The sequence below is a fragment of the Streptomyces sp. genome, assembly GCF_035645055.1.
Taxonomy (GTDB): domain Bacteria; phylum Actinomycetota; class Actinomycetes; order Streptomycetales; family Streptomycetaceae; genus Streptomyces.
This window is the reverse complement of the sequence record NZ_DASQNH010000031.1, coordinates 163593-188380: the sequence shown is the minus strand read 5'-3', so window position 1 is coordinate 188380 and position 24788 is coordinate 163593. Positions and strand designations below refer to the sequence as shown.

Below are 24788 nucleotides of genomic sequence, written 5' to 3'. Positions count from 1 at the left end.
CCGCTCGTTCTCCCGGACGTGCAGTCACAGGATGTCGCCCAGCGTCACAGCTCCGCAGCCGCCGATCCGGTGGTCGACGTCGAGCGGGCCGAGGCCGCGCGCGTCGAGCACTACCCTCGGCTGGTCCGTCTCGCCTATCTGGTGCTGCCGCCGAGTCTTGGCCGCAACCGGCGGGTGCTGACCGCTCACGCGCTCACCCAGCGGGCGCTGCCCCGCAAGCGCGCCCGCGCCTCGGTCATCCCGTCCCAGTCCACGGGCCGGGAGAGCGACCCCGGCTATGCCTACGTCCGCCTCCGGGTGCTGCGGACGGCGCTGGAGGCGGGCCTGCCGGTGCTGCGGCGCCGGGCGTGGCCGAAGCGGTCCCAGCTGCCGCCGCTGCTCCCCCAGGTGTGGGGCCTGCGGCTGTTCCCGCGCTCGGGCGGCGCCGACGAACTCGCTCTGGACCAGCGGCTGTCGGCGCTGTCGGCTCCGGCCCGCGCCGCGTATGTGCTGCGCGGCCTGGAGCGTCTGGCCGACGCGGACGTGTGTACGGTGCTGACGGCCGCCGGGGTCGGGGACGCGCAGGCCGCGCTCGCCGAGGCCGACACCCTCGCCGCGCAGTACGCGCTGCTGGACTCCCCCGAGTTCGACCCGTGCTCGCTCCAGGCCCGGCCCACCGATCTGATGCGCCGCCGCCAGCATCTGAAGGCCGCGCTGGCCGCGACCGCGGCGATCGCCGTGTGCGGGGCGCTGCTCGCTCTGCCCGGTGACGGCTGGGGCCCGGACGGCGCCGCGGCCCCCGTGTACGCGCAGAACCCGTCGGCCCGGGCCGCTCTCGACCCGGCCCGGCTGACCAAGGTGCCCGCGGCGGCCTGGCAGTCGGCGACCCGTACCGATTTCTCCGTGTGGCCCGCGCGCGGCGACCTCGTCGACGACAGCGCGCTGCTGCGCCGCGCCCTCGCCGTGTGGGCCCGCCCCGGCGAGACCGTCCGCGTCTCGGTGACGCCGGGCACGCCGTCGGGCGGCCCGGCCGGCCCGCCGCAGCTGCTGTACGCGGGGACCGTGGACCGGGCGCGCGTGGTGATCCTCCACGACGGTCTGCGCATCGCCCGGTACGCCGAGCCGATGGACGGCACGGCGGGCGCGGCCCTGGACTTCGCCCGGACGGACGGCGCGTCCCGGGGCGAGGCGAGCGCGGTGGTGCTGGCCCGCACCGACGGCAATGTCCGGTATCTGATGGCACCGTGGGTGAAGAAGGCCGCCGAGCGGGATCTGGTGAAGCCGGGTTCCGGCACGATGGAGCTGACCCTGACGGACGGGATCGCCTCGCCCCTGGCCAGTCCGGTGACCCGGTCCGGTGCCTGCACGTCGTGGAACGCGCTGGAGGTGACCGACGGTTCGGGCACCCGGCTGCTGACGGACCTGGGTGAGCTGGTGCCGGCCCGGCTGACCAGTGGCCGGCCGGGCTCGGTGCGGGACGCGACCGGTGCGCAGGCGCGGCGGACCTGGGCGCCGTTCGCCTGCTCGCTGGCGAACGCGCGGGGGCAGGGCGTGCGATCGGTGAACGCGTGGGCGTACGCCCGGCAGCCGCTGCCGGACGGCAGTGGCGCGGCGGCGTGGGTGTGCACCCGGGCCGAGACCTGGCGGGGCGGCGGCGAGCGGGTGCTGGCGCAGTTCCAGTCGCCGGGCGGGACGTACGGCGCGGTGGTCGCCAAGGCGGACGGCGATCCGGCGTGCGGGGCGAAGGATCCGCATGTGCTGGCCGGGGTGCTGTGGAAGTCGGCGGGCGGTGAGTGGTATCTGCTCGCCGCGAGCAGCCGGGACACGGAGTCGGTCAGCGCGACGGGCGGGGTGAACGGCTCGGCGGAGGGCCATCTGCTGACCGTGCGGACGAAGCAGGGCGCGCACGCGGAGCTGAAGGCCACGTTGGAGAGCGGGCGGTCGATCAGCGGGCTGCGGTAGGCGGCGCCTTGGCCCGCCCCTGAAGGCTTGGCCCGCCCCTGAAGGCTTGGCCCGCCCCTGACCGGCACCGGCATCAACAAGCCGGCGCAGAGGGCTTCACCCCTGGCTTACCCGTCAGTACATTGACGCCATGTCTAACAAGCAGGTCCGGGTGCCCGGCCCCGTCGAATCCGAGCGCATCCCGCTCAAGGCGCGCAACGTGTCCTTCTCGTGGGAGGGCACCCCGCTGCACTGGGTGCCGGGCGACCCGTTCACCACGCACACGATCAATGTGCTGCATCTGCTGCTGCCGGCCGGTGAGCGCTGGTTCGTGCACGTCTACAAGCAGGTGCTGCCGTACATACGCGACGAGCGGCTGCGCGAGGACGTCATCGGGTTCATCGGCCAGGAGGCCATGCACTCCCAGGCCCACGACGAGGTGCTGCCGCATCTGAAAGAGCAGGGGCTCGACCCGGCGCCGTACACCGCGCAGGTCGACTGGCTCTTCGAGAAGCTGCTCGGCGACCGCACCCTGCCCCCGGGCCGGGCCCGCCGCTGGTGGCTGCTGGAGCGGGTGGCGCTGATCGCGGCCATCGAGCACTACACCGCGTTCCTCGGCGACTGGGTGCTGGGCGCCGAGGAACTGGACCGGCGGGGCGCCGACCCGACCATGCTGGATCTGCTGCGCTGGCACGGCGCGGAGGAGGTCGAGCACCGCTCGGTCGCCTTCGAGCTGTTCCTGCACGTCGACGGCGGCTACCGGCGCCGGGCCCGGACCTGGGCCACCGCGTTCACCGCGCTGGTGTTCCTGTGGCAGCGCGGGATCCGCTTCTTCATGGAGAACGACCCGACGCTGCCGGCCGGGAAGGCCACCTTCAAGGATTTCCATGTGCGCGGGCGACAGGGCCTGCTGCCGTCGACGGGCGACATGCTGAGGTCCATTCCGCGGTATCTGAGCCGCGACTACCACCCCTCGCAGGAGGGTTGCACCGAGCGGGCGGTCGCCTACCTCGCCTCCTCCCCCGCCGCCGTCGCCGCCCTCGCCGCGGAGAAGAGGAGCGCCGTCTGATGCCGACGCCGAAGCTGAAGACCGCCGTCCTCGTCGCGGGTGCCGCGCTGCTCGCCCGGCGGGCGCTGCGGCGCCGGATCCAGGCCTCGCCGCTGTGGCCGATGCCGGCCCTGGAGGAGCCGGTCTCCGGCCGTCCCCGGACGCGCGCGCTGCGGCTGCTGGTGACCGCGCGCGAGGAGATCGCCGACGGGGTCGTCCGGCTGCGGCTGGAGGGGCACGACCTGCCGCGCTGGGAGCCGGGCGCCCATCTCGACCTGGTGCTGCCCTCGGGGCTGGTGCGGCAGTACTCGCTGTGCGGGGATCCGGAGGACACCTCGTCGTACACGGTGGCCACACGGCTGGTGCCGGACGGGCGGGGCGGGTCCCGAGAGGTGCACGAACAGGTGCGGGAGGGCATCGAGCTGGAGGTGCGCGGGCCGCGCAACCGGTTCCCGCTGGTCGAGGCGGAGTCGTACGTCTTCGTCGCGGGCGGCATCGGGATCACGCCGATCCTACCGATGCTGCGGGCGCTGCCGGAGGGCAGCGAGTGGCGGCTGCTGTACGGCGGGCGGACGCGGGCGTCGATGCCGTTCCTGGAAGAGGTCGTGAAGATCGGGGGTGACCGGGTGAGCGTCGTGGCGGAGGACGAGGAGGGGCTGCCGGACCTGGACGCGCTGTTCGCGGACGTGCCGGGGGACGCCGCCGTCTACTGCTGCGGTCCGGAGGGACTGATGGCCGCCGTGGAGGAACGATTCCCCGAGGTCCGTCTGGAGCGGTTCGCGCCGCGTACGGGGGCGGACGGCGACGGTGCCTTCGAGGTGGAACTGCGTCGCAGCGGGGTGACGTTGACGGTGCCGGCCGACCGGAGTGTGCTGGCGGCGGTGCGGGACGAGCTGCCGGACACCGCGTACTCCTGCGAGCAGGGCTTCTGCGGGACCTGCCAACAGCGGGTGCTGGAGGGCGAGGTGGACCACCGCGACGAGCTGCTGACGGACGCGGAGCGCCACGACTCGATGCTGATCTGTGTGTCGCGGGCCCGAGGTGAGCGAATCGTGCTGGATATGTGAATACCGGTGGCCGATCGAGGCCGTTCTCGGCCGGATTCGATCGGTAAGGTGTTCGTATGACTACCGGGGTTCGCCGCAGAATGGGTGTCGAGGAGCGGCGGCAGCAGTTGATCGGCGTGGCCCTCGAACTCTTCAGCCGCCGCTCTCCCGACGAGGTCTCCATCGATGAGATCGCGTCGGCCGCGGGCATCTCCCGCCCGCTGGTCTACCACTACTTCCCCGGCAAACTCAGCCTGTACGAGGCCGCGTTGAAGCGCGCGGCGGAGGATCTGGCGGGCCGGTTCGTGGAGCCGGCCGAGGGTCCGCTGGGCGCGCGGCTGCTGCGGGTGATGGCCCGGTTCTTCGACTTCGTGGACGAGCACGGACCCGGTTTCTCCGCGCTGATGCGCGGCGGCCCGGCGGTCGGCTCCTCGACGACCAACGCGCTGATCGACTCGGTGCGCCAGGCCGCCTACGAGCAGATCATCGCGCATCTGCGGATGCCGGAGCCGCCCGCCCGCCTCGAGCTGGTGGTGCGCTCCTGGATCTCGCTCGCCGAGTCGACGGCGCTGATCTGGCTGGACGGGCGGCGCATACCCCGCGAGGAGTTGCAGGCGCAGCTCGTGCACGACTTCGCCGCGCTCATGGCGGTGAGCGCGGCGTACGACGAGGAGATGGGCGCGCTGCTGCGCCGCGTCCTGGAGGACGAGCCGGGCGACGGCCCCTTCGGGGACCTGGTCGCCCGGCTGATCACCCTCGCTTCCTGAGCGCGCCCGCCCTAGGCGTCGTACTTCCGGTAGGACGCGTCGAGGTCGCGGACCTCTGCCGAGGCGTGCAGCGCCAGGCCCTCGGCGGGCTTCACATACTGCCGCAGCAGCTCCAGCACCTGCTCCGTGAGCCGGGCCTTCGTCTCGTCGGTCCGGCCCGCCAGCAGGCCGATGGTGACGTGCACGATGGCGTGGCCCTCGGCGTCCGGGCCGACGACGGTGTCCTCGGTCCGGCGGAACTGCGTCTTGCACGCCGGCGGCTTCGCCGCCGCGATCTCGACCGTGGCCGTGTGCAGCGCCTTGGCGAAGCCGGGCCGGTCGAAGTGGCCGGCGAGGCGCTCGGAGTAGTCGACGGTGATCTGCGGCATGGGCACTCCTGTTCTAGGCGTCGGGCCTCACCCTAGTGACGGAAGACCGCCACCGTCCGCGCCGGTACGGCGAAGGTGCCGGTCGCCGACTGGAAGGACGCGCTCTTGACCACCGGGTCCCCGCCCGCCGCCTGCACCGGGTGCAGCCGGTAGGACTGGCCCGCCAGCTCGGCGATCCGCTGCTCCTGGCGCTCCGGCGTCGCGTTGAAGACGACGACCAGGTCACCGAGGCGCATGGTGATCACGCCGGGCGTCTCCCCGGTCCCGGAGAGCGGGAAGGAGAGCGCGGACTGCACCTGGGCGGCCGTGTCGAGGGAGAACGCCCGCTCCGTCGTACGGATCCTCAGCAGATCCCGGTAGGCGGCCGAGGCGCCTTCGATCTGCGGGCAGCCGACCCCGATCTTCGTCAGCAGCGGCTTGGCGTACGGCCACTTCGCCTGGTTGTCGGCGGCCGGCGGCAGTCCGCGGCCGAAGCCGTTGCCGTCGGCGCAGTTCCAGTGGATGGCGTTGAACCAGTCGCCGCTGTCGTAGGAGTTGCGGTCCAGCGACTTCGAGCGCAGCAGGTCGGTGCCCGCCTGGGAGAGGGCCGGGCCCTGCGAGAGGGTGGCCGTCGCCATGGCGAGGACCTGCATGCGCGCGCGGTCCGAGGCGCTCACCGACGCGGGCAGTTTGAAGGCGAGCGCGTCGAAGAGGGTCTCGTTGTCGTGCGCGTCGGCGTAGGCGAGGGCGTCGCCCGGGGCCGCCGCGTATCCGGCGGGGGCGCCGTTGTAGTCGACCTCGGATCCCTTGACCCGCTTGCCGCTGGTGTCGGTGAAGGTGTAGCCGGAGAGGTTGCCGGACAGCCCGACCTTGATCAGGTCCTGGTAGTGCAGCAGCCGGGCCCTCTGCTCGGCCGGGGTGCCGTTCTCCGCGTTCGGGTTGGGCTCGGTGTAGAGGCCGGAGGCGAAGCCCTGGACGCCCGGGTCGGCGTCGAAGGGGCCGCCGCCGCGCACCGCGTCCCGGGCCCGGTCGGAGAAGGTGGCGATGCCGGTGCCGGCCATGTTCTTCTGGGTGGCCTGGACGAAGCGGGCGTCGTCGGCGATCTCGCCGAAGTTCCAGCCCTCGCCGTACAGGATGATCTTCTTGCCGTCGACGCCGTCCTTCTCGACGGTGAGCGCGTCGAGGGCCTTGCGGACGGCGAGGATGTTCTCCTTCGGGTGGTGGCCCATGAGGTCGAAGCGGAAGCCGTCGACCTTGTACTCCTTGGCCCAGGTGACCACCGAGTCCACGACCAGCTTGCCCATCATGGCGTTCTCGGTGGCCGTGTTGGCGCAGCAGGTGCTGTTGGCGACCGAGCCGTCGGCGAGGAGCCGCTGGTAGTAGCCGGGGACGATCCGGTCCAGGACGCTGGTGTGCGCCTGGCCGGAGGCCGCCGTGTGGTTGTAGACGACGTCCATGACGACCCGCAGGCCGTCCTCGTTGAGCGCCTTCACCATCTCGCGGAACTCGACGGTGCGGGCGGTGCCGTCCGGGTCGGTGGCGTAGGAGCCCTCGGGGACGGTGTAGTGGTACGGGTCGTAGCCCCAGTTGTAGGCGTCCCTGGCGGCGGCCTTCGCCACGCACTCCTGCTGCTTGCCGGAGTCGGCCGGGTGGGAGGCCAGGTCGCAGTCGACGGTCGCCTGGTCGGACTTCTTCTCCGGGATGGTGGCGATGTCGAAGGCGGGCAGCAGGTGGACGTACGAGGTGCCCGCCTCGGCGAGCTTCCTCAGGTGCCGGCTGCCGTCGCTGTCCTCGTCGGTGAAGGCCAGGTAGGTGCCCGGGTGCTTCGCCGTCCGGTCCTCGACGGAGAAGTCGCGGATGTGCAGCTCCTGGATCTGGGCGTCCTTGAGCGGCACCGCCTTCGGCTTCTCGTAGCTGTTCCAGCCGCTCGGCGCGAGGGACTTGTCGGCGAGGTCGGCGACGAGGCTCTGCTTCGAGTCGGTGGTAAGGGCGACCGCGTACGGGTCGGTGACCTTGTTGGTGACGATCTCGCGGACGCTGGGCGCCCAGACCTTCACCACGTACCGGTACGGCTTGCCCTTCCAGGACGCCGGGCCGGTGACGGACCAGACGCCGGTGGCGGCGTCGCGGCGCATCGGCTTCGGGGAACCGTCCAGCTCCAGGGACACGCTCTGGGCAGTGGGGGCCCAGACCGCGAGGGTGGGTCGGCCCTGGTGGAAGGTGGGACCGAGGTCCGCCTCGGTGGCGTCGTAGAGATCGTCGAGTACTCCGGCGATCTGCACGCCGGTCGCCGAGAGCACCGCGCCGTTGGCCGCCAGCTGGGAGGCGACGAGCTGGCCGCGCAGGGCCTCGCGGACCCGGTCGCGGTCGCGCGGGTCGACGGACCAGGCGGTGTAGCCCTTCAGGTGCGGGAACCTCGCCTTCTGGGCGTCGGTGAGGGTCGCCTTGTTCAGGCGCAGCCGGCGCTCGTCGGTGCTGGTCAGGACCCCGTTCTCGGCCTTGATGGAGCCGGTGCGGGAGTACCGCAGCTGGGTGGAGGCGGCGGCGTCGGAACCGTTCCAGGCGACGGTGTCCCGGTCGATCCAGACCGCCTTGGAGGTGGTCAGGTCGACGGCGGCGGCGGAGCCCGCGGGCTGCGGCAGCAGGGGCTTCTCCTGGCCGCTCAACAGCCACACCTCGTGGCCGCTCGCCCTGAGGTCGAGCGACTGGTCGGTGGGCAGGTCCTTCTCGTCGCCCTTGTGGATGATGTAGCTGAGGCTGGTGGCACCCTCGGTGAGCGGCACCTCGAAGACCGCGCCATAGGCATCAGTCTTCACCGGCTTGAGGGGGTTCGACCAGTCGGTGGGGTTCGCGGCGCCCGCCCAGACATGCAGGCCCCACCCGTCGTAGTCGCCGTCGGCGCGGTGGTAGTGCAGGACGGCCTTGGACGTGTCCGGCGCCGGGTAGTCGGCCGCGGGCCGCTCGGTGCGGACGGTCTCCTTGCCCTGCTCGATCCAGATCTCGCCGGTCCTGGTGACGTCGATCGCCCGGTCGGCGGCGACGTCCTTGTTGCCCTGCTTGTCGATGACCAGGAAGCCCACGTTCGAGGCGCCCGGCTTCAGCTTGACGTAGGCGAAGGCGCCGTAGGCGTCGCGGCCGGTGAAGGGGTGGCTGTTCGGCCATTCGGTGGCCTCGCCGTCGGCGAGGTCGCCCCAGGCGTACAGGCCCCAGTCGGCGTAGTTCCCGTCCGCGCGCTTGTAGTGGACGATCGCGTGGTCGCGGGAGGAGGCGGTGGGGATCTCCTCGGCGGGCGGGGTGCCGGTGGCGGAGGCCGCGGTGGCGCTCGCGGTGCGGCCCTCGGAGTCGATCACCACGGCCTTGTAGCGCAGGGCGGTACCGGGCGGTACGTCCTTGCCGATGGTGTGGGTGACCTTGTACGGGGCGTGGTCGGCGGAGCCGAGCGTCTTCCACTTGCCGTTGCCCGCCTGGGCGGCGAAGACGACGCGGTTCAGCTGTCCGCCCTCGACGTCGGCCGTGACCTCGACGGTGCCGGTGGCGCCGGGGGCCGGGGCCCTCAGCGTCAGCGAGGGCCTGGCGGCGGGGGCGGGGAGCTTGCCGGACGCCTTGTAGACGACGGCGGATCCGGCGGGGACGGTGAGGGTGACCTTTCGGTCGGCGTCCGACTTCAGGTAGCGGCCGGTTCCGTAGATCGCGTGGAAGCCCCTGTTCGCGGAGCCGGTCGCGAAGGTCGCCGTCTTCGCCTCGCCCGCGTTGTTGAAGGCGACGACGTACTCGGTGCCGGTCTTCGCGTCGGTGCGGGAGACGGCGTAGACGCCGGGGCCGTCGGCGGCGTAGCGCTCGGTCTGGACGCCGTCCGCGAGGGCCGGGTGGGCCTTGCGGAGCTTGGCGAGAGCACTGATCTGCCGGTAGAGCGGTGCTCTCGGGTCGTAGGCGTCCACCGCGTGGGTGCGGTCGGTGCCCAGCTGGTCGTCGTCCAGGTAGTCGGCGACCTCGGAGGCGAACATCGTCTGGCGGGCGTCCTTGTCGCCGCCCGCGCCGGTGAAGCCCTGCTCGTCGCCGTAGTAGATCACCGGGTTGCCCCGGTTGAGGAACATCAGCTCGTTGGCGAGCCGGGCCTTCTTCAGCAGCTCGGCGTCGCTCGCGCCCGCGTTGTCCTGCTTGAGGAAGGTCCCGATGCGGCCCATGTCGTGGTTGCCGAGGAAGGTGACCTGCTCGTAGGCGTTGGCCTTGTCGGTCGTGTACTTGTAGTCGTCGCCGAAGACCGACGCCAGCTTCTTGGCGCTGCCGCCCTGGGAGGCGTAGGCGCGGGCCGCGTCCTGGAAGGGGAAGTCCAGGGTGGAGTCGAGGCGGCCCTCGGTGACGTACGGGGCGGTGACGTCCGTGTCGGCGGAGTAGACCTCGCCGAACATGAAGAAGTCGTCCCGGCCCTTCTTCGCCGCGTAGGCGTCGAGGGCGGTGGCCCACCGGGTCCAGAACTCCGTGTTGACGTGCTTCACGGTGTCGATCCGGAAGCCGTCGATGTCGAAGTCGCGGACCCAGCGCTGGTAGATCTTCTCCATGCCCTCGACGACCTCGGGACGCTCGGTCCACAGGTCGTCGAGGCCGACGAAGTCGCCGTAGGTGGCGGACTCGCCGGCCCAGGTGGAGTCGCCGCGGTTGTGGTACATCGCCGGGTCGTTGAGCCAGGACGGAACCTTCAGGTTCCGCTTGTCCGGGGCGACGACCGGGGTGTACGGGAAGGTGCCGGAGTCCACCGCGGGGAATCTCCGCTTGCCGTCCGCGTAGTCGGCGTCGTCGAAGGGCTCGCCGTTCTTCGTCAGATACGGGAAGGCGCCCTTGGCGAGGTAGCCGTAGGACCTCTCCTCGTAGTCGACGACGTCGGCGGTGTGGTTGGTGATGACGTCGAAGAAGACCTTCATGCCCTTGGCATGGGCCTTGTCGATCAGGGTCTCCAGGTCCTTGTTGGTCCCGAAGTGCGGGTCGACCCGGGTGAAGTCGGTGATCCAGTAGCCGTGGTACCCGGCGGAGGCGTTGGCGCCCTCGCCCTGCACGGGCTGGTTCTTGAAGAGGGGGGCGAGCCAGATGGCGGTGGTGCCGAGGCCCTTGATGTAGTCGAGCCTCTGCGTCAGGCCCTTGAGGTCGCCGCCCTGGTAGAAGCCCTTGTCGGTGGGGTCGTATCCGGTCGCCAGGCGTGATCCGGTCAGACCGCCCCTGTCGTTGGCCCGGTCACCGTTGGCGAACCGGTCCGGGAGCACGAAGTAGAACTGCTCGCGGGTGAGGTCGTGCCGGGCGGGCGCCTTGGCCAGGGCCGCGTCCGAGGGCGGAGGCGGCGGGGTGGCGGCGCGGGCGGCGAGGGGCTGCACGAGGGCGGCGGCGAGCGCTGCGACGGTGACGGCCGCGACCCGTCTGCCTCGTGCGGTGCGGCGCTTGGCAGGCGCCGGCCTTGTGGGTATCAAGGTGTGAACTCCTTGCGATGACGGCTCATTGGGTCCGACCCCGGGCGCGACGGTAGCGCCGCGCAAGTGTTGCAGCAAGGGCCGTGAAACCAACAGCAAGAGGTTTCACGACCCTTGGCCGACTGCTCGGCTAGCAGCTGGACTTGCCGGCGTGGACCGCCAGCGCGGTGTTGGCACCGAGGGTGGCGGTGAACTGGCCACTGGAGTTCACCGTCACGCGGGTGTTGCTCTGCACGTCGCAGTACGTCCCCGCGGGCAGCGAGGTCTGGTAGGTGCGGGTCAGCGAGCCGGATTCGTGGTTGATGGCCACGAAGCCCTTGCCGCCGCGCCCGAAGGCGATCGCGTCACCGCCGTTGTCCCACCAGTTGGTGACGGCCTCGCCGCGGGTGGCGTTGCGGAAGGCGACCATGCGCTGGATCTCCGGCCAGGCGTGCTGGCACTTCCAGCCGCTCTGCCAGCAGGCGTCGACCCGGCCGCCGTTCGGCGGTCCGGCGTCGTGGTCGGTGAACTCGTAGCCGGAGTTGATGTCGGGCGACCCGTAGGGCCAGGCCAGCATGAAGACGTTGGCCAGGGTGTAGGTGGCGTTGTCCTTGTAGCTGAGGGTGGAGCCGTTGCGCTCGGTGTCGTGGTTGTCGACGAAGACACCGGCGCCGGAGCTCTTCAGGTAGCCCCAGCCCTCGCCGTAGTTCTTCAGGTAGGCGAGGTTCTCGTTGTTGAAGACCCGCTTGAGGTCGTAGGCGTAGCGGAACTCCTGGACGTCGCCGTTGCCGGTGTACTCGGTGGGCTGGACGGCCTCCCCGGCGCCGTGGATGACCTCCTGCTTCCAGTAGACGGAAGGGTTGGTCAGGCGGGACTTGATGTTCGCCAGGTCGGCGGCGTCCATGTGCTTGGCGGCGTCGATGCGGAAGCCGTCGACGCCGAGCGAGAGCAGGTCGTTCATGTACCCGGCGATGGCGCCGCGCACGTAGTTCTCGCCGGTGTCCAGGTCGGCGAGGCCGACCAGTTCGCAGCGCTGGACGTTCCAGCGGTCCTGGTAGTTGGTGATCTGGGCGGTGCAGTCGTCGAAGTCGTACGACGAGTAGAGGCCGGGGTAGTTGTACTTGGTGTACGCGGAGCCGCCGGTGCCGGTGCCGTTGCCCGCGGCCATGTGGTTGATGACGGTGTCGACGACGACCTTCACGCCGGCCGCGTGACAGGTGTCGACCATGTTCTTGAAGGCGGTGCGGTCGCCGAGCCGTCCGGCGATCTTGTAGCTGACCGGCTGGTAGGAGGTCCACCACTGGGACCCCTGTATGTGCTCCGCGGGCGGGGAGACCTGCACGAAGCCGTAGCCGGCGGGGCCGAGGCGGGTGGTGCACTCCTTCGCCACCGAGGCGAAGTTCCACTCGAAGAGGACGGCGGTGACGTCCTTGGTGCCGGGAGGGGCGGCGTGGGCGGCGGTGGCGGGTGCCAGGAAGGCGGCCGCCGCGGCGAGCGCGAGAGCGCCCGAAACGGTTCTGCTGCTGGCCATGTGGGGATCCTTCACCGTTGAAGGGGTGGTTGAAATCTTGCAGAAACCTTGCGGTGGCCAGATGTTAAAGGCCCGCTGCCCAAAAGGGCAGCGGGCCGTGTGAAGTTGCTGCAAGAAGTTACACAGCCGTGCTGAACCACACCGTGGTGTCGGCGGGCAGCTTCACATCCCCGTCACCCTCCAGCACCTCACCGCTGGCGAGCAGCAGCCGCCCGTACGCCGGGGTGGTCACCGATTCGCCGCCGGTGTTGGCGACGCAGGTGAACTCCCCGCGCCGGAAGGCCAGCACGCCCTCGGGCGCCTTCAGCCACTCCACCGCCTCGCCCGCGCCGAGGTCCGGCTGGTCGCGGCGGACGGCCAGCGCCGAGCGGTACAGCTCCAGGGTGGAGCCGGGCACGCCCTGCTGAGCCTCGACGCTCAGGTCGGCCCACTCGGCCGGCTGGGGCAGCCAGCTGCCGCCGCTGCCGAAGCCGTACGACGCGCCGGTGCGGGTCCACGGGATCGGCACCCGGCAGCCGTCGCGGAAGCCGTCCTGGCCCTCGCCGCGGAAGTACGCCGGGTCCTGGCGCACCTCGTCGGGCAGGTCGACGACGTCCGGCAGGCCCAGCTCCTCGCCCTGGTAGATGTAGGCCGAGCCGGGCAGCGCCAGCATCAGCAGGGTGGCCGCGCGGGCCCGCTTCAGGCCCAGCTCGCGGTCGCCGGCGGTGCGGATCTGGGTGCCGAGGCCGGGCGGGTTGGCGAACCGGGTGGCGTGCCGGGTGACGTCGTGGTTGGACAGCACCCAGGTGGCCGGGGCGCCGACCGGGCGCATGGCCTCCAGGGTGCGGTCGATGACCGTGCGCAGTTCCTCGGCGTCCCACTCGGTGCCCAGGTACTGGAAGTTGAACGCCTGGTGCAGCTCGTCGGGGCGGACGTAGTGGGCGGTGCGCTCGACGGTCGGCGTCCAGGCCTCGGCGACGAAGATCCGCTCACCGGCGTACTCGTCGAGGACGAGCCGCCACTGGCGGTAGATCTCGTGCACGCCGTCCTGGTCGAAGAACGGCATGACATCGTTGCCCAGCAGCTTCAGCTGGTCGTGCGAGCCCAGGTCCGGCAGGCCCTCGGCCTTCACCAGGCCGTGGGCGACGTCGATGCGGAAGCCGTCGACGCCCATGTCCAGCCAGAAGCGCAGGATCGAGCGGAACTCGTCGCCGACCGCCGGGTGGTCCCAGTTGAAGTCGGGCTGCTCGGGAGCGAACAGGTGCAGGTACCACTCGCCGGGGGTGCCGTCCGGCTCGGTGACCCGGGTCCAGGCCGGGCCGCCGAAGATGGACTCCCAGTCGTTGGGCGGCAGCTCGCCGTTCTTCCCCTTGCCGGGGCGGAAGTGGTAGCGCTCCCGGAGCGGGGAGCCGGGGCCCTCCGCCACCGCGCGCTTGAACCACTCGTGCTGGTCGGAGGAGTGGTTGGGGACCAGGTCGACGATGATGCGCAGGCCCAGCTCATGGGCGTCGCGGATCAGCGCGTCGGCGTCCAGGAGGTTGCCGAACATGGGGTCGACGGCCCGGTAGTCGGCGACGTCGTATCCGGCGTCGGCCTGCGGGGAGGCGTAGAAGGGGCTGAGCCACACGGCGTCCACGCCGAGGTCGCGCAGATACGGGAGGCGGGAGCGTACGCCTTCCAGGTCGCCCATGCCGTCGCCGTTGCTGTCGGCGAAGCTGCGCGGATAGACCTGGTAGATCACCGCGTCCCGCCACCAGTCGCGGCGCTTGGCGACGGTGGCGACGGCGGAGTTCGGTGCCGGGTCGGCAGTGTGCTGGCTCATGGCGTCCTTGATGTGTAACCGATTCGAGGTCATGGAAGCGTGGGTACGGCAGCAGGGGGCGTGGGGTGACGAGGCGGCCCGGCCACGGCGACAGCGGGGTCGGAAAGACGCCGCGGCCGGGCCGCCGCCCGCGCGGACAGCGCGGGAGTCTCCTGGGACGGGCGTCAGCCCTTCGTGCCGCCCGCGGTGAGTCCGGTCACCAGGTTCTTCTGCACGAGGTAGAAGAACGCGGACACCGGTATCGCGATGAGTACCGCGGTCGCGGCCATCAGGTTCCGCTGGGCGTCGTGCTCGCTGACGAAGCTCTGGAGACCGACGGCGAAGGTGTACTTCTCGTCGTCCAGCAGGAACGTGGTGGCGAAGGCGACCTCGCCGAAGGCGGTGATGAAGCTGTAGAACGCGGCCACCGCCAGGCCCGGCCGGGCGAGCGGCAGGATCAGCCGGAAGAAGGTGCCGAACGGGGAGAGCCCGTCGACCCGGCCGGCCTCGTCGATCTCGAAGGGGATGGTGTCGAAGTACCCCTTGAGCAGCCAGGCGCAGTACGGGACCGCGGTGGAGCAGTAGACGAGGATCAGGCCGAGGTAGGTGTCGATGAGCCGGAGCTCCGACAGGATCTGGTACATCGGCACGATCAGCACGGCGATCGGGAACATCTGGGTGACGAGCAGCACCCACATGAACTTCTTGTAGCCGGGGAAGCGCATGCGGGAGACCGCGTAGCCGGTGGTGGCCGCGATCATCACACCGATGACGGTGGTACCGAGCGAGATGATCAGCGAACTCTTCAGCCACTCGAAGAAGTTCGTCTCCTGGAGCACGAAGCTGTAGTTGTCCAGGGTCATCGTCGACCAGATGCGCCCGGGGTGCAGATAGTCGTCCTTGTCCGGGCCGAGGGACAGGAAGACCAGCCAGGCGATCGGGAAGAGCGCGATCAGGCTCGCGACGGTGAGCATGCCGTGGGAGGCGAGGGTCCCGGCCAGGCCGCGCCCGCGGGCCTTGCGGGGCGCGGCGGGGGTGGCCTGGTCCGCGGTGGCGGACTTGGTGATGGTCGTGGTGCTCATGGGGGCTCCTGCCTCAGATCGCGGCTTGCTCATCGCGGTTCAGCCAGCGGCGGTAGAAGGAGGTGAAGACGATCAGGATGCCCAGCAGCAGCATGCCGTAGGCGGCCGACTCGGCGAATTCGCGCGGCTGCTGTCCGAAGCCGAGCTGGTAGGCCCAGGTGACGAGGATCTGCGCGTCCGGGGCGGTGTTCCCGAACAGCAGGAAGATGATCGCGAACTGGTTGAAGGTCCAGATGACGCCGAGCAGGATCACGGTGGAGCTGACCGAGCGCAGGCCGGGCAGCGTGACGTAGCGGAACTGCTGCCAGGCGCTCGCGCCGTCCATCTCGGCCGCCTCGTAGAGGGTGCGGTCGATGGACTGCAGGCCGCCGAGCAGCGAGACCATCATGAAGGGCACACCGCACCAGGTGTTGACCATGATCGCCGCGAACCGCTGCCAGAAGGTGTCCTCCAGCCACGCCGGGGTCGGCAGGTGCAGGAACTCCAGGGCGGAGTTGATGATGCCCGTGTCGGCGAGCATGAAGCGCCAGCCGAAGACGGTGACGAAGGTCGGCACGGCCCACGGCAGGACCAGGATCAGCCGGTAGAAGGTGCGCCCGCGCAGCTTCTGGTTGAGCAGCAGGGCGAGGCCGAGCCCGATGGAGTAGTGCAGGGCGACACAGGCGGCCGTCCAGACGATCGTCCAGATGAAGTGCGACCAGAAGCGGTCATAGGCGGTCTCGCCCCACAGGATGTCGGCGTAGTTGTCGATGCCGATGAACTTGTAGGTGGCCTCGATCTCGTTGACGCCGATGGTGCGGGCCGAGTTCAGGCTGTCGGCGTCGGTGAGCGTCAGGTAGAAGCCGTAGGCCAGGGGGTACAGCACCAGGGCGCCGAGCACGACGATCACCGGGGCGATCATCGCGTAGGCGTACCAGTACCTCTGGTAGCTGTTCTTGAGACGCCGGCCCGGCCCGGGCCGGGGACCGCGGTCACCGCTCCGCTTGCCGGTCGCACGGTCGATGGCGACTGTCATGGTTCGACACCTTCTGGAAGTTCCGATACGGCTCACAGGCCGATGGCCGCCGGATCCTTCCCCCTCTGTCCGGAGGATCCGACGGCCACGCGGGCTTACTTGCTGAAGTCCGGGACCAGCTTGGCGATCGCGGTCTCAGCGTTGCCCAGCCCCTCGTCGAGGGACACCTTGCCGCCGGCGATCTTCAGCAGTTCGTCGTCGAGCGGGCCCCACAGCGAGCTGTACTCGGGCAGCGCGGGGCGCGGCTGGGCGGCGGCGAGCACCGTCTGGTAGCCGGCGATGCCCGGGTCGGCCTTGACCTTGGCGGTGTAGGCGTCGTCACGGGTCGGCAGCGTGTTGTTCTTCAGGGCGATGGTCTCCTGGGCCTTCGCCGAGGTCATGAAGTTCACGAACTTCAGCGCGGCCTTCTGGTGCGCCTCGTCCGAGCCCGCGTAGACGGACAGGTTGTGTCCGCCGGTCGGGGCGCCGGCCTTGCCGGTGGAGCCGGCCGGGACGGTGGCGATGCCCAGGTTCTGCTTGTCCTTGAAGGCGGAACCCTTGTAGAAGTTCGTGATCTCCCACGGGCCCTGGATGATCGAGGCGACCTTGCCGTTGACGAACGCCTCCTGGATGTGGGCGTAGGCGTCGGCGGTGGTGTCGGCCTTGTGCAGACCCTTGCCCTCGAACAGGGACTCCCAGGTCGCGTAGCCCTTCTTGGCGGCGGGCGAGGTGACCGTGATCTTCTTGGCGTCGACGTCGACGGTGTCGGCGCCCTCGCCGTAGAGGAAGGACTGGGCGTAGTAGGCCTGGGTGGAGCCCCAGTAGCCGTCGACGCCGGTCTTCTGCTTGATCGTGGCGGCGGCCTTCTTCAGGTCGTCCCAGGTCTTGGGGGCCTCGACGCCGGCCTTCTCGAACAGCGCCTTGTTGTAGACGAGGGCGAGGGTGTCCGTGGTGAAGGGGACGCCGTAGGTCTTGCCCTCGTACTTGGCCTGCTCGATCAGGTTGGGCTTGAACTTGTCCTGCTCGGCCAGGGCCTCGGTGCCGTCCAGCGGCAGGAAGAAGCCCTTCTTGGCGAACGCCGGGGTCCAGCCGACCTCCGAGCGCAGCACGTCCGGGGCGCCCTTGGAACCGGCGGCCGTGTCGAACTTGTTCTGCGCCTGGTCGAAGGGGACGTTGACGTACTTGACCTTGACGTCCTTGTTGGCGGCCTCGAACTCCTTGACCAGAGCCTGGTACGTCGGCGCCTCGTTGGTCGCGTTGGAGGTGTCCCACCAGGTGATGGTGACCGGCCCGTCCGAGCTGTCGCTGCTGTCGTCTCCGCCGCAGGCCGTCGCCGCGAGGGCGAGGGACGCCACCAGCGCGGTGGCCGCTATGCCACGCCGCATGAGTTCTCCTTGAGGGTGAAAGCCCGAGTGCTGGGCCGCCAGGGCCCTGGCAGAGCGCGGCCCCGTCTGCCGTTCCCTGCCACTTGCCGACTGCGCCGATGGAGACACCCCCACGCCACTGAGGCAGTGGAGGAGGCCGCCGGGCGACGTGAACGTAACAGCGATGCAATAGTTGCGAAAGACCTTGCAGAAAAAAAGTGCAAGGCATCACCGAAGTTATCCGTGCGTGACCTCTCGTAGACCGCTGTGAGACCGTTGTTCTGCGGGGTTGAGCGGGTACGGTCGGTGTTGTGCAAGACTTGCAAGCTCTTGCCGTTCGTTTCAACGAGGGGACGCCATGTCGCAGCAACCCGCAGTGCGCCGGTCAACTCGCACCCGGCGTCCGGTTGGTGGGCAAGCCGACACCCGGCCGGTACAGTCCCACCCTGTGACCACACGGCTTGCGGACATCGCTGCGCAGGCGGGGGTGAGCGAAGCGACCGTCAGCCGCGTCCTCAACGGGAAGCCCGGCGTCGCCGCCACCACCCGCCAGTCCGTGCTGGCCGCGCTCGACGTGCTCGGCTACGAGCGCCCCGTACGGCTGCGGCAGCGCAGCGCCGGCCTGGTCGGGCTGATCACGCCCGAGCTGGAGAACCCGATATTCCCGGCCCTCGCCCAGGTCATCGGACAGGCGCTGACCCGGCAGGGCTACACCCCGGTGCTCGCCACCCAGACCCCCGGCGGCTCGACCGAGGACGAGCTGACCGAGATGCTGGTGGACCGCGGGGTCGCGGGCATCATCTACGTCTCCGGACTGCACGCCGACACCACCGCCGACATGCAGCGCTACGAGCAGCTGCGGGCGCAGGGCGTGCCGTTCGTCCTCGTCGACGGCTTCTCGCCGAAGGTGCAGGCGCCCTTCATCTCCCCCGACGACCGCGCGGCGATGACCCTCGCGGTCACGCACCTGGTCTCCCTCGGCCACACCCGGATCGGGCTGGCCCTCGGCCCCAAGCGGTTCGTGCCGGTGCAGCGGAAGATCGACGGGTTCGTCCGGGCCGTGCAGGACCAGCTGGGGCTGGCCGCCGCCGTGGTCGAGACGGAGCTGATCCAGCACTCCCTGTACACCCTGGAGGGCGGCCAGGCCGCCGCCATGGCCCTGATCGACCGGGACTGCACCGCGGTGGTGTGCGCCAGCGACATGATGGCGCTGGGCGCGATACGCGCGGCCCGCCAGCTCGGCCTCGACGTGCCCCGGGACATCTCCGTCGTCGGCTTCGACGACTCCCCGCTGATCGCCTTCACCGATCCGCCGCTGACCACCGTGCGCAAGCCGGTGCCGGCCATGGGCCAGGCCGCGGTGCGCACGCTGCTGGAGGAGATCGGGGGGACGCCCGCGCCGCACAGCGAGTTCGTGTTCATGCCGGAGCTGGTGGTGCGCGGTTCGACCGCTTCGGCCCCTGGGGACCGGAATCGTCCGTAGGACGGAGGACGCCGGGCCGGGCGCCGTACGCGCGCAGTACGGCGGGTTGTCCGGTGGTGGTAGAACATGCGACCAGGACCCGACCGGGGGATGATCGGGGAGGGAACGCTTTTCTGGCAGACTCTGTGCCCATGAGTGAGACGACCGTGACGACCCCGGAAGGCCGAGAAGAGGCCGTTCCGCAGACCGTCGCGGACGATGTCGTGGACGAATCGGGACAGAGCGCGCGGAACGTGCTGCGCCGTCTGCGCGTCCCACGCCGTCCGCGGCTGTGGTTCGAGATCCTGCTGATCGCGGTGAGTTACTGGACGTACTCGCTGATCCGCAACGCCGTGCCCGAGCAGAAGGCGCAGGCGCTGCGCAACGCGGACTGGATCTGGCAGGTCGAGCAGCAGCTCGGCATAGCCGTCGAGCAGTCGGTCAACCACGCGATCAACGCCGTGACTTGGCTGATCGTGGGCATGAACTACTACTATGCGACGCTCCACTTCGTGGTGACGCTCGGGGTGCTGGTCTGGCTGTACCGCAGCCATCCCGGCCGTTACGCGGCGACCCGTCTGGTGCTGTTCGCGACCACCGGCGTCGCGCTGGTCGGTTACTACCTGTTCCCGCTCGCCCCGCCCCGCCTGATGAACGGCGGCGGCTTCATCGACACCGTCCTGGTCCACCAGACCTGGGGATCGATGGCCTCCGGCGACCTGAAGAACATGTCCAACCAGTACGCCGCGATGCCGTCGATGCACATCGGCTGGTCCCTGTGGTGCGGGCTGACCCTCTTCGCGCTGGCCACCGTCCCGTGGGTACGGGTGCTCGGCCTGCTGTACCCGACGGCCACCCTCGTCGTCATCGTCGCCACCGCCAACCACTTCTGGCTGGACGCGGTGGGCGGCATCCTCTGCCTGGCCTTCGGCTACGGGGTGGTACGCGTCTGGTACGGCGCGCTGCCGCACGCCCTGCCGAGACTGGTCCACGCGCCCGCCCCCCGGGCCCTCGTACCGACCAAGGCGTAGCACCGCCCGCGGGCGCCACGCGCCGTCGCGGGCGGACGGCTCGGCTACGGCAACGCCGGCCCGCCCCTCGCCGCCTCGCGCAGCGCTTCCAGGAACGCTGTCAGGGCCGGCTGGGCGGGGGTCGCCGGGCGCAGCGCGGCGTGGATGGTGCGGGCGGGTTCGGGGGCTTTCAGGCGGCGGACGACGACGTCCGGATGGCGGCCGCCGAGACCGAGGCGGGGGATCAGGGTGACGCCCAGGCCCGCCGCGACGAAGCCCTGGGCGGTGACGTAGTCCTCGCTGTCGACGACGAACCGGGGGCGGAAGCCCGCCGCCGCGCAGGCCGCGAGCTGGGCGTCCAGGCAGGGCCCGGGCCACTCGCTGCCCACCCACGGCTCCTCCGCCAGTTCCGCCAGGTCCAGGCTGCGCCGGGCCGCCAGCGGGTGCCCCTTGGGGAGGACCGCGAGGTAGGGGTCGTCCAGCAGCCGCAGCAGCCGGACGCCGTCCTGGACGCCGTCCCCGGCGGGCTCCGGCCGGCCCACCACCAGGGCCAGATCGGCCCGCCCCTCGCGCACGTCCGGCAGCGGGTCCTGGGGGTCGGCCAGCCGCAGTTCCACCCGCACTCCCGGGTGCAGCGCCCGCAGCCGGGCCACCGCCGGGGCGACCAGCGCGGCCCCGGCCGTCGCGAAGTACCGCACCGAGAGCCGGCCCGTGCGCCCCGCCAGCAGATCGGCGAGCGCCGTCTCGGCCTCGGCGACCTGCCGGGCGATCGCGTCGGCGTGCTCGGTCAGCAGCACGCCCGCCGCCGTCGGCCGCACCCCGCGCCCCGCCCGCTCCAGCAGTTCCGCGCCGGCCTCCTTCTCCAGCGCCGCGATCTGCTGGCTGACCGCGGACGGGGTGTACCCGAGCCGGGCCGCCGCCGCGGTCACCGAGCCGCTGCTCACCACGGCCCGCAGTACCTGCATCCGTCGCATATCAAGCTGCATGTAGTCCAGCTTAACCATACGTCCAGAACTCTTCACTTGTACTCAAGCCGACATGCGCGGACCGTGGTGGCATGCCCCTCGCCTCCAGCCTCCGTATGGCCGTCCTCGCCCTCCTGTGGGGTTCCGGCTTCCTCTGGATCAAACTCGCCCTCAACCACGGCCTCTCCCCCGCGCAGATCACCATCACCCGCTGCGCCCTCGGCACCGCCGTCCTGCTGCTCCTGGCCCGCTGGGCCGGCCAGCGGCTGCCCCGCGACCGGGCCACCTGGGGGCGGCTCGTGGTGGCCGCGCTGTTCTGCAACGCCCTGCCGTTCGCCCTGTTCAGCCTGGGCGAGCAGACTGTCGACTCGGGGATCGCGGGGGTGCTGAACGCGACGACGCCGCTGTGGTCGCTGCTGATCGGTGTGCTGCTGGGCACCGACCGCGGTCTGGGCCGGACGCGCCTGGCCGGACTGCTGCTCGGTTTCGCCGGCACACTGCTGATCTTCGCTCCCTGGCAGCGCTCGGGTCTGCTCAGCTGGGGCGCGGCGGCGCTGCTGGCCGCAGCCGCGAGTTACGCCGTGGCGTTCGCGTACATGGCCCGGCACCTCACCGACCGCCGGGCCCCGCTGGCGCTGTCGGCGGCCCAGCTGCTCACCGCCACGGCCTGGAGCGCGTTCGCGCTGCCGGTGGCCGGACCGGTGGACGCGGACGCCACCGCGCTGCTGGCGGTCACCGCGCTCGGGGTGCTCGGCACCGGCGTGACCTTCTACCTCAACTACCGTCTCATCGCCGACGAGGGCGCGACGAGCGCGGCGACGGTCGGCTATCTGCTGCCGGTGGTGTCGGTGGCGCTCGGAGCGCTGGTGCTCGGGGAGGACGTGGGGGCGCGGGTCGTGGCGGGGATGGCGGTGGTGCTGCTCGGGGTGGCGCTGACCCGGCGCGCGCCGGACGGGCGGGAACCGGCGCCCGTGAGCGCGGTGCGGGGCTCGCCGGAGACCGCTCAGGCGCCGTAGAACAGCTCGTCGACCACGCCCCGGGCCCGCCGCGTCGTACGCCGGTACGCGTCGAGCATGTCGCCCACGTGCCCCGGCTCGTACCCGAGGTAGCGCCCCACGGCGGCCAGCTCCCTGACGTCCGACGGGAAGGTGTCCCCCGCCCGGCCCCTGACCAGCATCACCGCGTTGCGCACCCGGGTGGCCAGGACCCAGGCCTCGTCCAGGATCGCCGCGTCCTCGGCGGAGATCAGCCCGGCCTCGCGGGCCGCCGCCAGGGCCTCGCGCGTACGCGGTGTGCGCAGCGCCTCGTGGGCGGCGCCGTGCCGCATCTGGAGCAGCTGTACGGTCCACTCGACGTCGGACAGGCCGCCCGGACCGAGCTTGACGTGCAGCTTGGGGTCGACGCCCCGGGGCAGCCGCTCGGTCTCCATCCGGGCCTTCAGGCGCCGGATCTCGCGTACGGCGTCGTCGCCGAGCCCGCCCGCCGGGTAGCGCAGCGGGTCGATCAGCTCGACGAACCGGCGCCCCAGGTCCGCGTCCCCGGCGACCGGCTCCGCCCGCAGCAGGGCCTGGGACTCCCAGACCAGGGACCAGCGGCGGTAGTACGCCTCGTAGGACTTCAGGGTGCGGACGAGCGGCCCCGACTTGCCCTCCGGGCGCAGGTCGGCGTCGATCAGCAGGGGCGGGTCGGCGCTGGGGACCTGGAGCAGCCGGCGCATCTCGGAGACGACCCGGTTGGCGGCCTCCCCGGCCTCCCGCTCGTCCACGCCGTCGCGCGGCTCGTGCACGAAGAGCACGTCGGCGTCGGAGCCGTAGCCGAGTTCGTGGCCGCCGAAGCGGCCCATGCCGATGACCGCGAACCGGGTCGGCAGCTCCTCGCCCCAGTGGTCGCGGACCACGGCGCGCAGGGTGCCCGCGAGGGTCGCGGCGGTCAGGTCGGACACGGCCGCGCCCACCCGGTCCACCAGGGCGCCCGGATCGGCCTCGGCGGGCCGGTCCTCGGTGCCGTAGGAGCCGACGATGTCGGCGGCGGCCGTCCGGAACAGCTCGCGGCGGCGCACCCCGCGCGCCGCGGTGACCGCCTGCTCTCCGCTCCCGGCGCGGCCCACGGCGGCCAGGATCTCCTGTTCCAGGGGGGTGCGGCTGCGCGGCTCCAGGCCGCCGCCGTCGCCGTCGCCGAGCAGCGCCACCGCCTCCGGGGCGCGCATCAGCAGGTCGGGGGCGAGCCGGCCCGCCGACAGCACCCGGGCGAGGTTCTGCGCGGCGGCGCCCTCGTCCCGCAGCAGCCGCAGGTACCAGGGGGTCTTGCCGAGCGCGTCGGACACCTTGCGGAAGTTGAGCAGGCCCGCGTCGGGGTCGGCGGAGTCCGCGAACCAGCCCAGCAGCACCGGCAGCAAGGTGCGCTGGATGGCGGCCTTGCGGGTGACGCCGGAGGCCAGCGCCTCCAGGTGGCGCAGGGCGGCGGCGGGGTCGGCGTACCCGAGGGCGACGAGGCGTTCGCGGGCCGCCTCGGGGCTGAGCCGGGCCTCGCCGGGGGCGAGCTGGGCGACCGCGTCGAGCAGCGGCCGGTAGAACAGCTTCTCGTGCAGCCGGCGGACGACGGCCGCGTGCCGCTTCCACTCGCGGTTCAGCTCGCCCACCGGGTCGGGGCGCAGCCCCAGCGAGCGGCCGAGGCGCCGCTGATCGTCCTCGCCCTCCGGGACGAGGTGGGTGCGGCGCAGCCGGTACAGCTGGATACGGTGCTCCATGGAGCGCAGGAAGCGGTACGCGTCCTCCAGCTGGGCGGCGTCCACGCGCCCCACGTACCCGCCGGCGGCGAGCGCCCGCAGCGCGTCGAGGGTGGTCCCGCTGCGCAGCGAGGCATCGGCCCGCCCGTGCACCAGCTGGAGCAGCTGCACGGCGAACTCGACGTCCCGCAGCCCGCCCGGTGCCAGTTTCAGCTCGCGCTCCACCTCGGCGGCCGGGATGTTCTCCACCACGCGCCGCCGCATCTTCTGCACGTCGGCGACGAAGTTCTCCCGCTCGGCGGCCTGCCACACCAGCGGTGCGAGGGCCGCGATGTACTGCTCCCCCAGCTCCGGGTCGCCGGCGACCGGGCGGGCCTTGAGCAGGGCCTGGAACTCCCAGGTCTTGGCCCAGCGCTGGTAGTACGCGAGATGGCTGCTGAGGGTCCGTACGAGCGGGCCGTTGCGCCCCTCGGGCCGCAGATTGGCGTCCACGGGCCAGATCGAGCCCTCGACGGTGGTCTCGGAGCAGATCCGCATCAGGTGCGAGGCCAGCTTGGTGGCGGCCTTGAGTGCCTTGCTCTCGTCGGCCCCGTCCACGGCCTCGCCGACGAAGATGACGTCCACGTCGGAGACGTAGTTCAGCTCGTGACCGCCGCACTTGCCCATCGCGATCACCGCCAGCCGGCACAGGGCGGTGTCCTCGGGCGCGGCGGCCCCGGCGATCCGCAGCGCGGCGCGCAGGGTGGCGGTGGCCAGGTCGGCCAGCTCGGCGGCGGCCTCGGCGACATCGGTCGTGCCGCACACGTCCCGGGCCGCGATGGACAGCAGGCAGCGCCGGTACGCGACGCGCAGCGTGACGGGGTCGTCGGCGTCGGCCAGACAGCGCTCGAACTCCGCCACGCCGGGGTGCAGATCGCGCGGCTCGTACGTGACCAGCGCCTGCCAGTCACCGGCGTGCCGGGCCAGGTGCTCGCCGAGCGCGGCGGAGGCGCCGAGCACGCCGAGCAGCCGGTCGCGCAGCGGCTTGGCCGCGATCACCGTGTCGAGCAGCTTCCGGCGCGCGGCGGGGTCCGGCTGCGCCTCCAGCAGCCGGACAAGCCCTCGCAGGGCGAGATCCGGGTCGGCGGTGGCGCCCAGCGCCTCCAGCAGGACCGGGTCGCTGCGCACGGGCGCCAGCTCGGCGCTGTCCAGCAGCCGCTCGGCGGAGGTGGCGTCGGTGAAGCCGTGCCGCAGCAGCCGTGTGAAGGTACTGCTCCTGCGCCCCGGCGCCGTCATCCCAGGCCTCCCGTCCGGATCACGTCGTACGAGATGA

16 protein-coding genes are annotated in these 24788 nt (G+C 71.4%); 7 read left to right on the top strand and 9 right to left on the bottom strand.

Annotated elements, in window-relative coordinates:
* Positions 1-18: 18 nt before the first annotated feature.
* The 4 genes from VE614_RS10530 to VE614_RS10515 all read left to right on the top strand — a co-directional run bounded on the left by VE614_RS10530 (position 19) and on the right by VE614_RS10515 (position 4781).
* The gene (locus VE614_RS10530; protein ID WP_324935104.1) at positions 19-1941 is read left to right on the top strand and encodes a hypothetical protein; all 1923 of its coding nucleotides are present in this window, start codon (positions 19-21) and stop codon (positions 1939-1941) included.
* A 130-nt stretch (positions 1942-2071) separates the two neighbouring features.
* Positions 2072-2989, top strand: coding sequence for a metal-dependent hydrolase (locus VE614_RS10525; RefSeq protein ID WP_324935028.1), 918 nt, complete (start codon positions 2072-2074; stop codon positions 2987-2989).
* Positions 2989-4035, top strand: coding sequence for a PDR/VanB family oxidoreductase (locus tag VE614_RS10520; protein ID WP_324935026.1), 1047 nt, complete (start codon positions 2989-2991; stop codon positions 4033-4035). Before VE614_RS10525 ends, VE614_RS10520 begins: the two co-directional genes overlap by 1 nt.
* 56 nt (positions 4036-4091) lie before the next feature.
* Positions 4092-4781: a TetR/AcrR family transcriptional regulator gene (locus VE614_RS10515; protein WP_324935024.1), complete on the top strand. Its 690-nt coding sequence runs from the start codon at positions 4092-4094 to the stop codon at positions 4779-4781.
* An 11-nt stretch (positions 4782-4792) separates the two neighbouring features.
* Here the strand turns inward: VE614_RS10515 and VE614_RS10510 are convergent, their stop codons facing one another.
* From VE614_RS10510 to VE614_RS10480, 7 genes are all read right to left on the bottom strand, one after another.
* Complete coding sequence (locus tag VE614_RS10510) at positions 4793-5149, bottom strand: 5-carboxymethyl-2-hydroxymuconate Delta-isomerase (RefSeq protein ID WP_324935023.1); 357 nt, start codon at positions 5147-5149, stop codon at positions 4793-4795.
* Between the two features lie 32 nt (positions 5150-5181).
* The gene (gene pulA / locus VE614_RS10505; RefSeq protein WP_324935021.1) at positions 5182-10584 is read right to left on the bottom strand and encodes a pullulanase-type alpha-1,6-glucosidase; all 5403 of its coding nucleotides are present in this window, start codon (positions 10582-10584) and stop codon (positions 5182-5184) included.
* Positions 10585-10714: 130 nt separating this feature from the next.
* On the bottom strand, positions 10715-12094 hold the full coding sequence (locus VE614_RS10500) for an alpha-amylase family protein (protein WP_324935019.1): 1380 nt from the start codon (positions 12092-12094) through the stop codon (positions 10715-10717).
* A 118-nt stretch (positions 12095-12212) separates the two neighbouring features.
* Positions 12213-13895 carry a glycoside hydrolase family 13 protein gene (locus VE614_RS10495; protein ID WP_324935018.1) on the bottom strand — a complete coding sequence of 561 codons (1683 nt, stop codon included), beginning with the start codon at positions 13893-13895 and terminating at the stop codon, positions 12213-12215.
* Between the two features lie 164 nt (positions 13896-14059).
* Entirely contained in the window at positions 14060-14956 is an 897-nt protein-coding gene (locus VE614_RS10490; protein ID WP_324935017.1) for a sugar ABC transporter permease, read from the bottom strand.
* Positions 14957-14969: 13 nt separating this feature from the next.
* Positions 14970-15971 carry a sugar ABC transporter permease gene (locus VE614_RS10485; RefSeq protein ID WP_324935016.1) on the bottom strand — a complete coding sequence of 334 codons (1002 nt, stop codon included), beginning with the start codon at positions 15969-15971 and terminating at the stop codon, positions 14970-14972.
* A gap of 95 nt (positions 15972-16066) precedes the next feature.
* Positions 16067-17335: an extracellular solute-binding protein gene (locus VE614_RS10480; RefSeq protein WP_324935013.1), complete on the bottom strand. Its 1269-nt coding sequence runs from the start codon at positions 17333-17335 to the stop codon at positions 16067-16069.
* Between the two features lie 427 nt (positions 17336-17762).
* Between VE614_RS10480 and VE614_RS10475 the strand changes: the two genes are divergently transcribed.
* Both VE614_RS10475 and VE614_RS10470 read left to right on the top strand, forming a co-directional pair.
* Positions 17763-18797: a LacI family DNA-binding transcriptional regulator gene (locus tag VE614_RS10475; protein ID WP_324935011.1), complete on the top strand. Its 1035-nt coding sequence runs from the start codon at positions 17763-17765 to the stop codon at positions 18795-18797.
* 131 nt (positions 18798-18928) lie between these two features.
* Positions 18929-19807, top strand: coding sequence for a phosphatase PAP2 family protein (locus VE614_RS10470; RefSeq protein ID WP_324935010.1), 879 nt, complete (start codon positions 18929-18931; stop codon positions 19805-19807).
* A gap of 44 nt (positions 19808-19851) precedes the next feature.
* Here VE614_RS10470 and VE614_RS10465 read toward each other — a convergent pair whose 3' ends face one another.
* Positions 19852-20751 carry a LysR family transcriptional regulator gene (locus tag VE614_RS10465; RefSeq protein ID WP_324935102.1) on the bottom strand — a complete coding sequence of 300 codons (900 nt, stop codon included), beginning with the start codon at positions 20749-20751 and terminating at the stop codon, positions 19852-19854.
* Positions 20752-20843: 92 nt separating this feature from the next.
* Here VE614_RS10465 and VE614_RS10460 point away from each other — a divergent pair, with 92 nt between their 5' ends.
* Positions 20844-21767: a DMT family transporter gene (locus VE614_RS10460; RefSeq protein WP_324935008.1), complete on the top strand. Its 924-nt coding sequence runs from the start codon at positions 20844-20846 to the stop codon at positions 21765-21767.
* Here the strand turns inward: VE614_RS10460 and VE614_RS10455 are convergent.
* Positions 21755-24751 carry a bifunctional [glutamine synthetase] adenylyltransferase/[glutamine synthetase]-adenylyl-L-tyrosine phosphorylase gene (locus VE614_RS10455; protein WP_324935006.1) on the bottom strand — a complete coding sequence of 999 codons (2997 nt, stop codon included), beginning with the start codon at positions 24749-24751 and terminating at the stop codon, positions 21755-21757. The two genes, VE614_RS10460 and VE614_RS10455, sit on opposite strands and share 13 nt — an antisense overlap.
* Positions 24752-24788 lie beyond the last annotated feature (37 nt).

What these genes read in the sequence shown, in the direction of transcription:
- VE614_RS10470 (WP_324935010.1), top strand. Translation starts at nt 18,929, where the DNA reads ATGAGTGAGACGACCGTGACGACCCCGGAAGGCCGAGAAGAGGCCGTT.
- VE614_RS10515 (WP_324935024.1), top strand. Translation starts at nt 4,092, where the DNA reads ATGACTACCGGGGTTCGCCGCAGAATGGGTGTCGAGGAGCGGCGGCAG.
- VE614_RS10525 (WP_324935028.1), top strand. Translation starts at nt 2,072, where the DNA reads ATGTCTAACAAGCAGGTCCGGGTGCCCGGCCCCGTCGAATCCGAGCGC.
- VE614_RS10455 (WP_324935006.1), bottom strand. Translation starts at nt 24,751, where the DNA reads ATGACGGCGCCGGGGCGCAGGAGCAGTACCTTCACACGGCTGCTGCGG.
- VE614_RS10460 (WP_324935008.1), top strand. Translation starts at nt 20,844, where the DNA reads ATGCCCCTCGCCTCCAGCCTCCGTATGGCCGTCCTCGCCCTCCTGTGG.
- VE614_RS10495 (WP_324935018.1), bottom strand. Translation starts at nt 13,895, where the DNA reads ATGAGCCAGCACACTGCCGACCCGGCACCGAACTCCGCCGTCGCCACC.
- VE614_RS10510 (WP_324935023.1), bottom strand. Translation starts at nt 5,149, where the DNA reads ATGCCGCAGATCACCGTCGACTACTCCGAGCGCCTCGCCGGCCACTTC.
- VE614_RS10500 (WP_324935019.1), bottom strand. Translation starts at nt 12,094, where the DNA reads ATGGCCAGCAGCAGAACCGTTTCGGGCGCTCTCGCGCTCGCCGCGGCG.
- VE614_RS10520 (WP_324935026.1), top strand. Translation starts at nt 2,989, where the DNA reads ATGCCGACGCCGAAGCTGAAGACCGCCGTCCTCGTCGCGGGTGCCGCG.
- VE614_RS10480 (WP_324935013.1), bottom strand. Translation starts at nt 17,335, where the DNA reads ATGCGGCGTGGCATAGCGGCCACCGCGCTGGTGGCGTCCCTCGCCCTC.
- VE614_RS10485 (WP_324935016.1), bottom strand. Translation starts at nt 15,971, where the DNA reads ATGACAGTCGCCATCGACCGTGCGACCGGCAAGCGGAGCGGTGACCGC.
- VE614_RS10465 (WP_324935102.1), bottom strand. Translation starts at nt 20,751, where the DNA reads ATGCAGGTACTGCGGGCCGTGGTGAGCAGCGGCTCGGTGACCGCGGCG.
- VE614_RS10490 (WP_324935017.1), bottom strand. Translation starts at nt 14,956, where the DNA reads ATGAGCACCACGACCATCACCAAGTCCGCCACCGCGGACCAGGCCACC.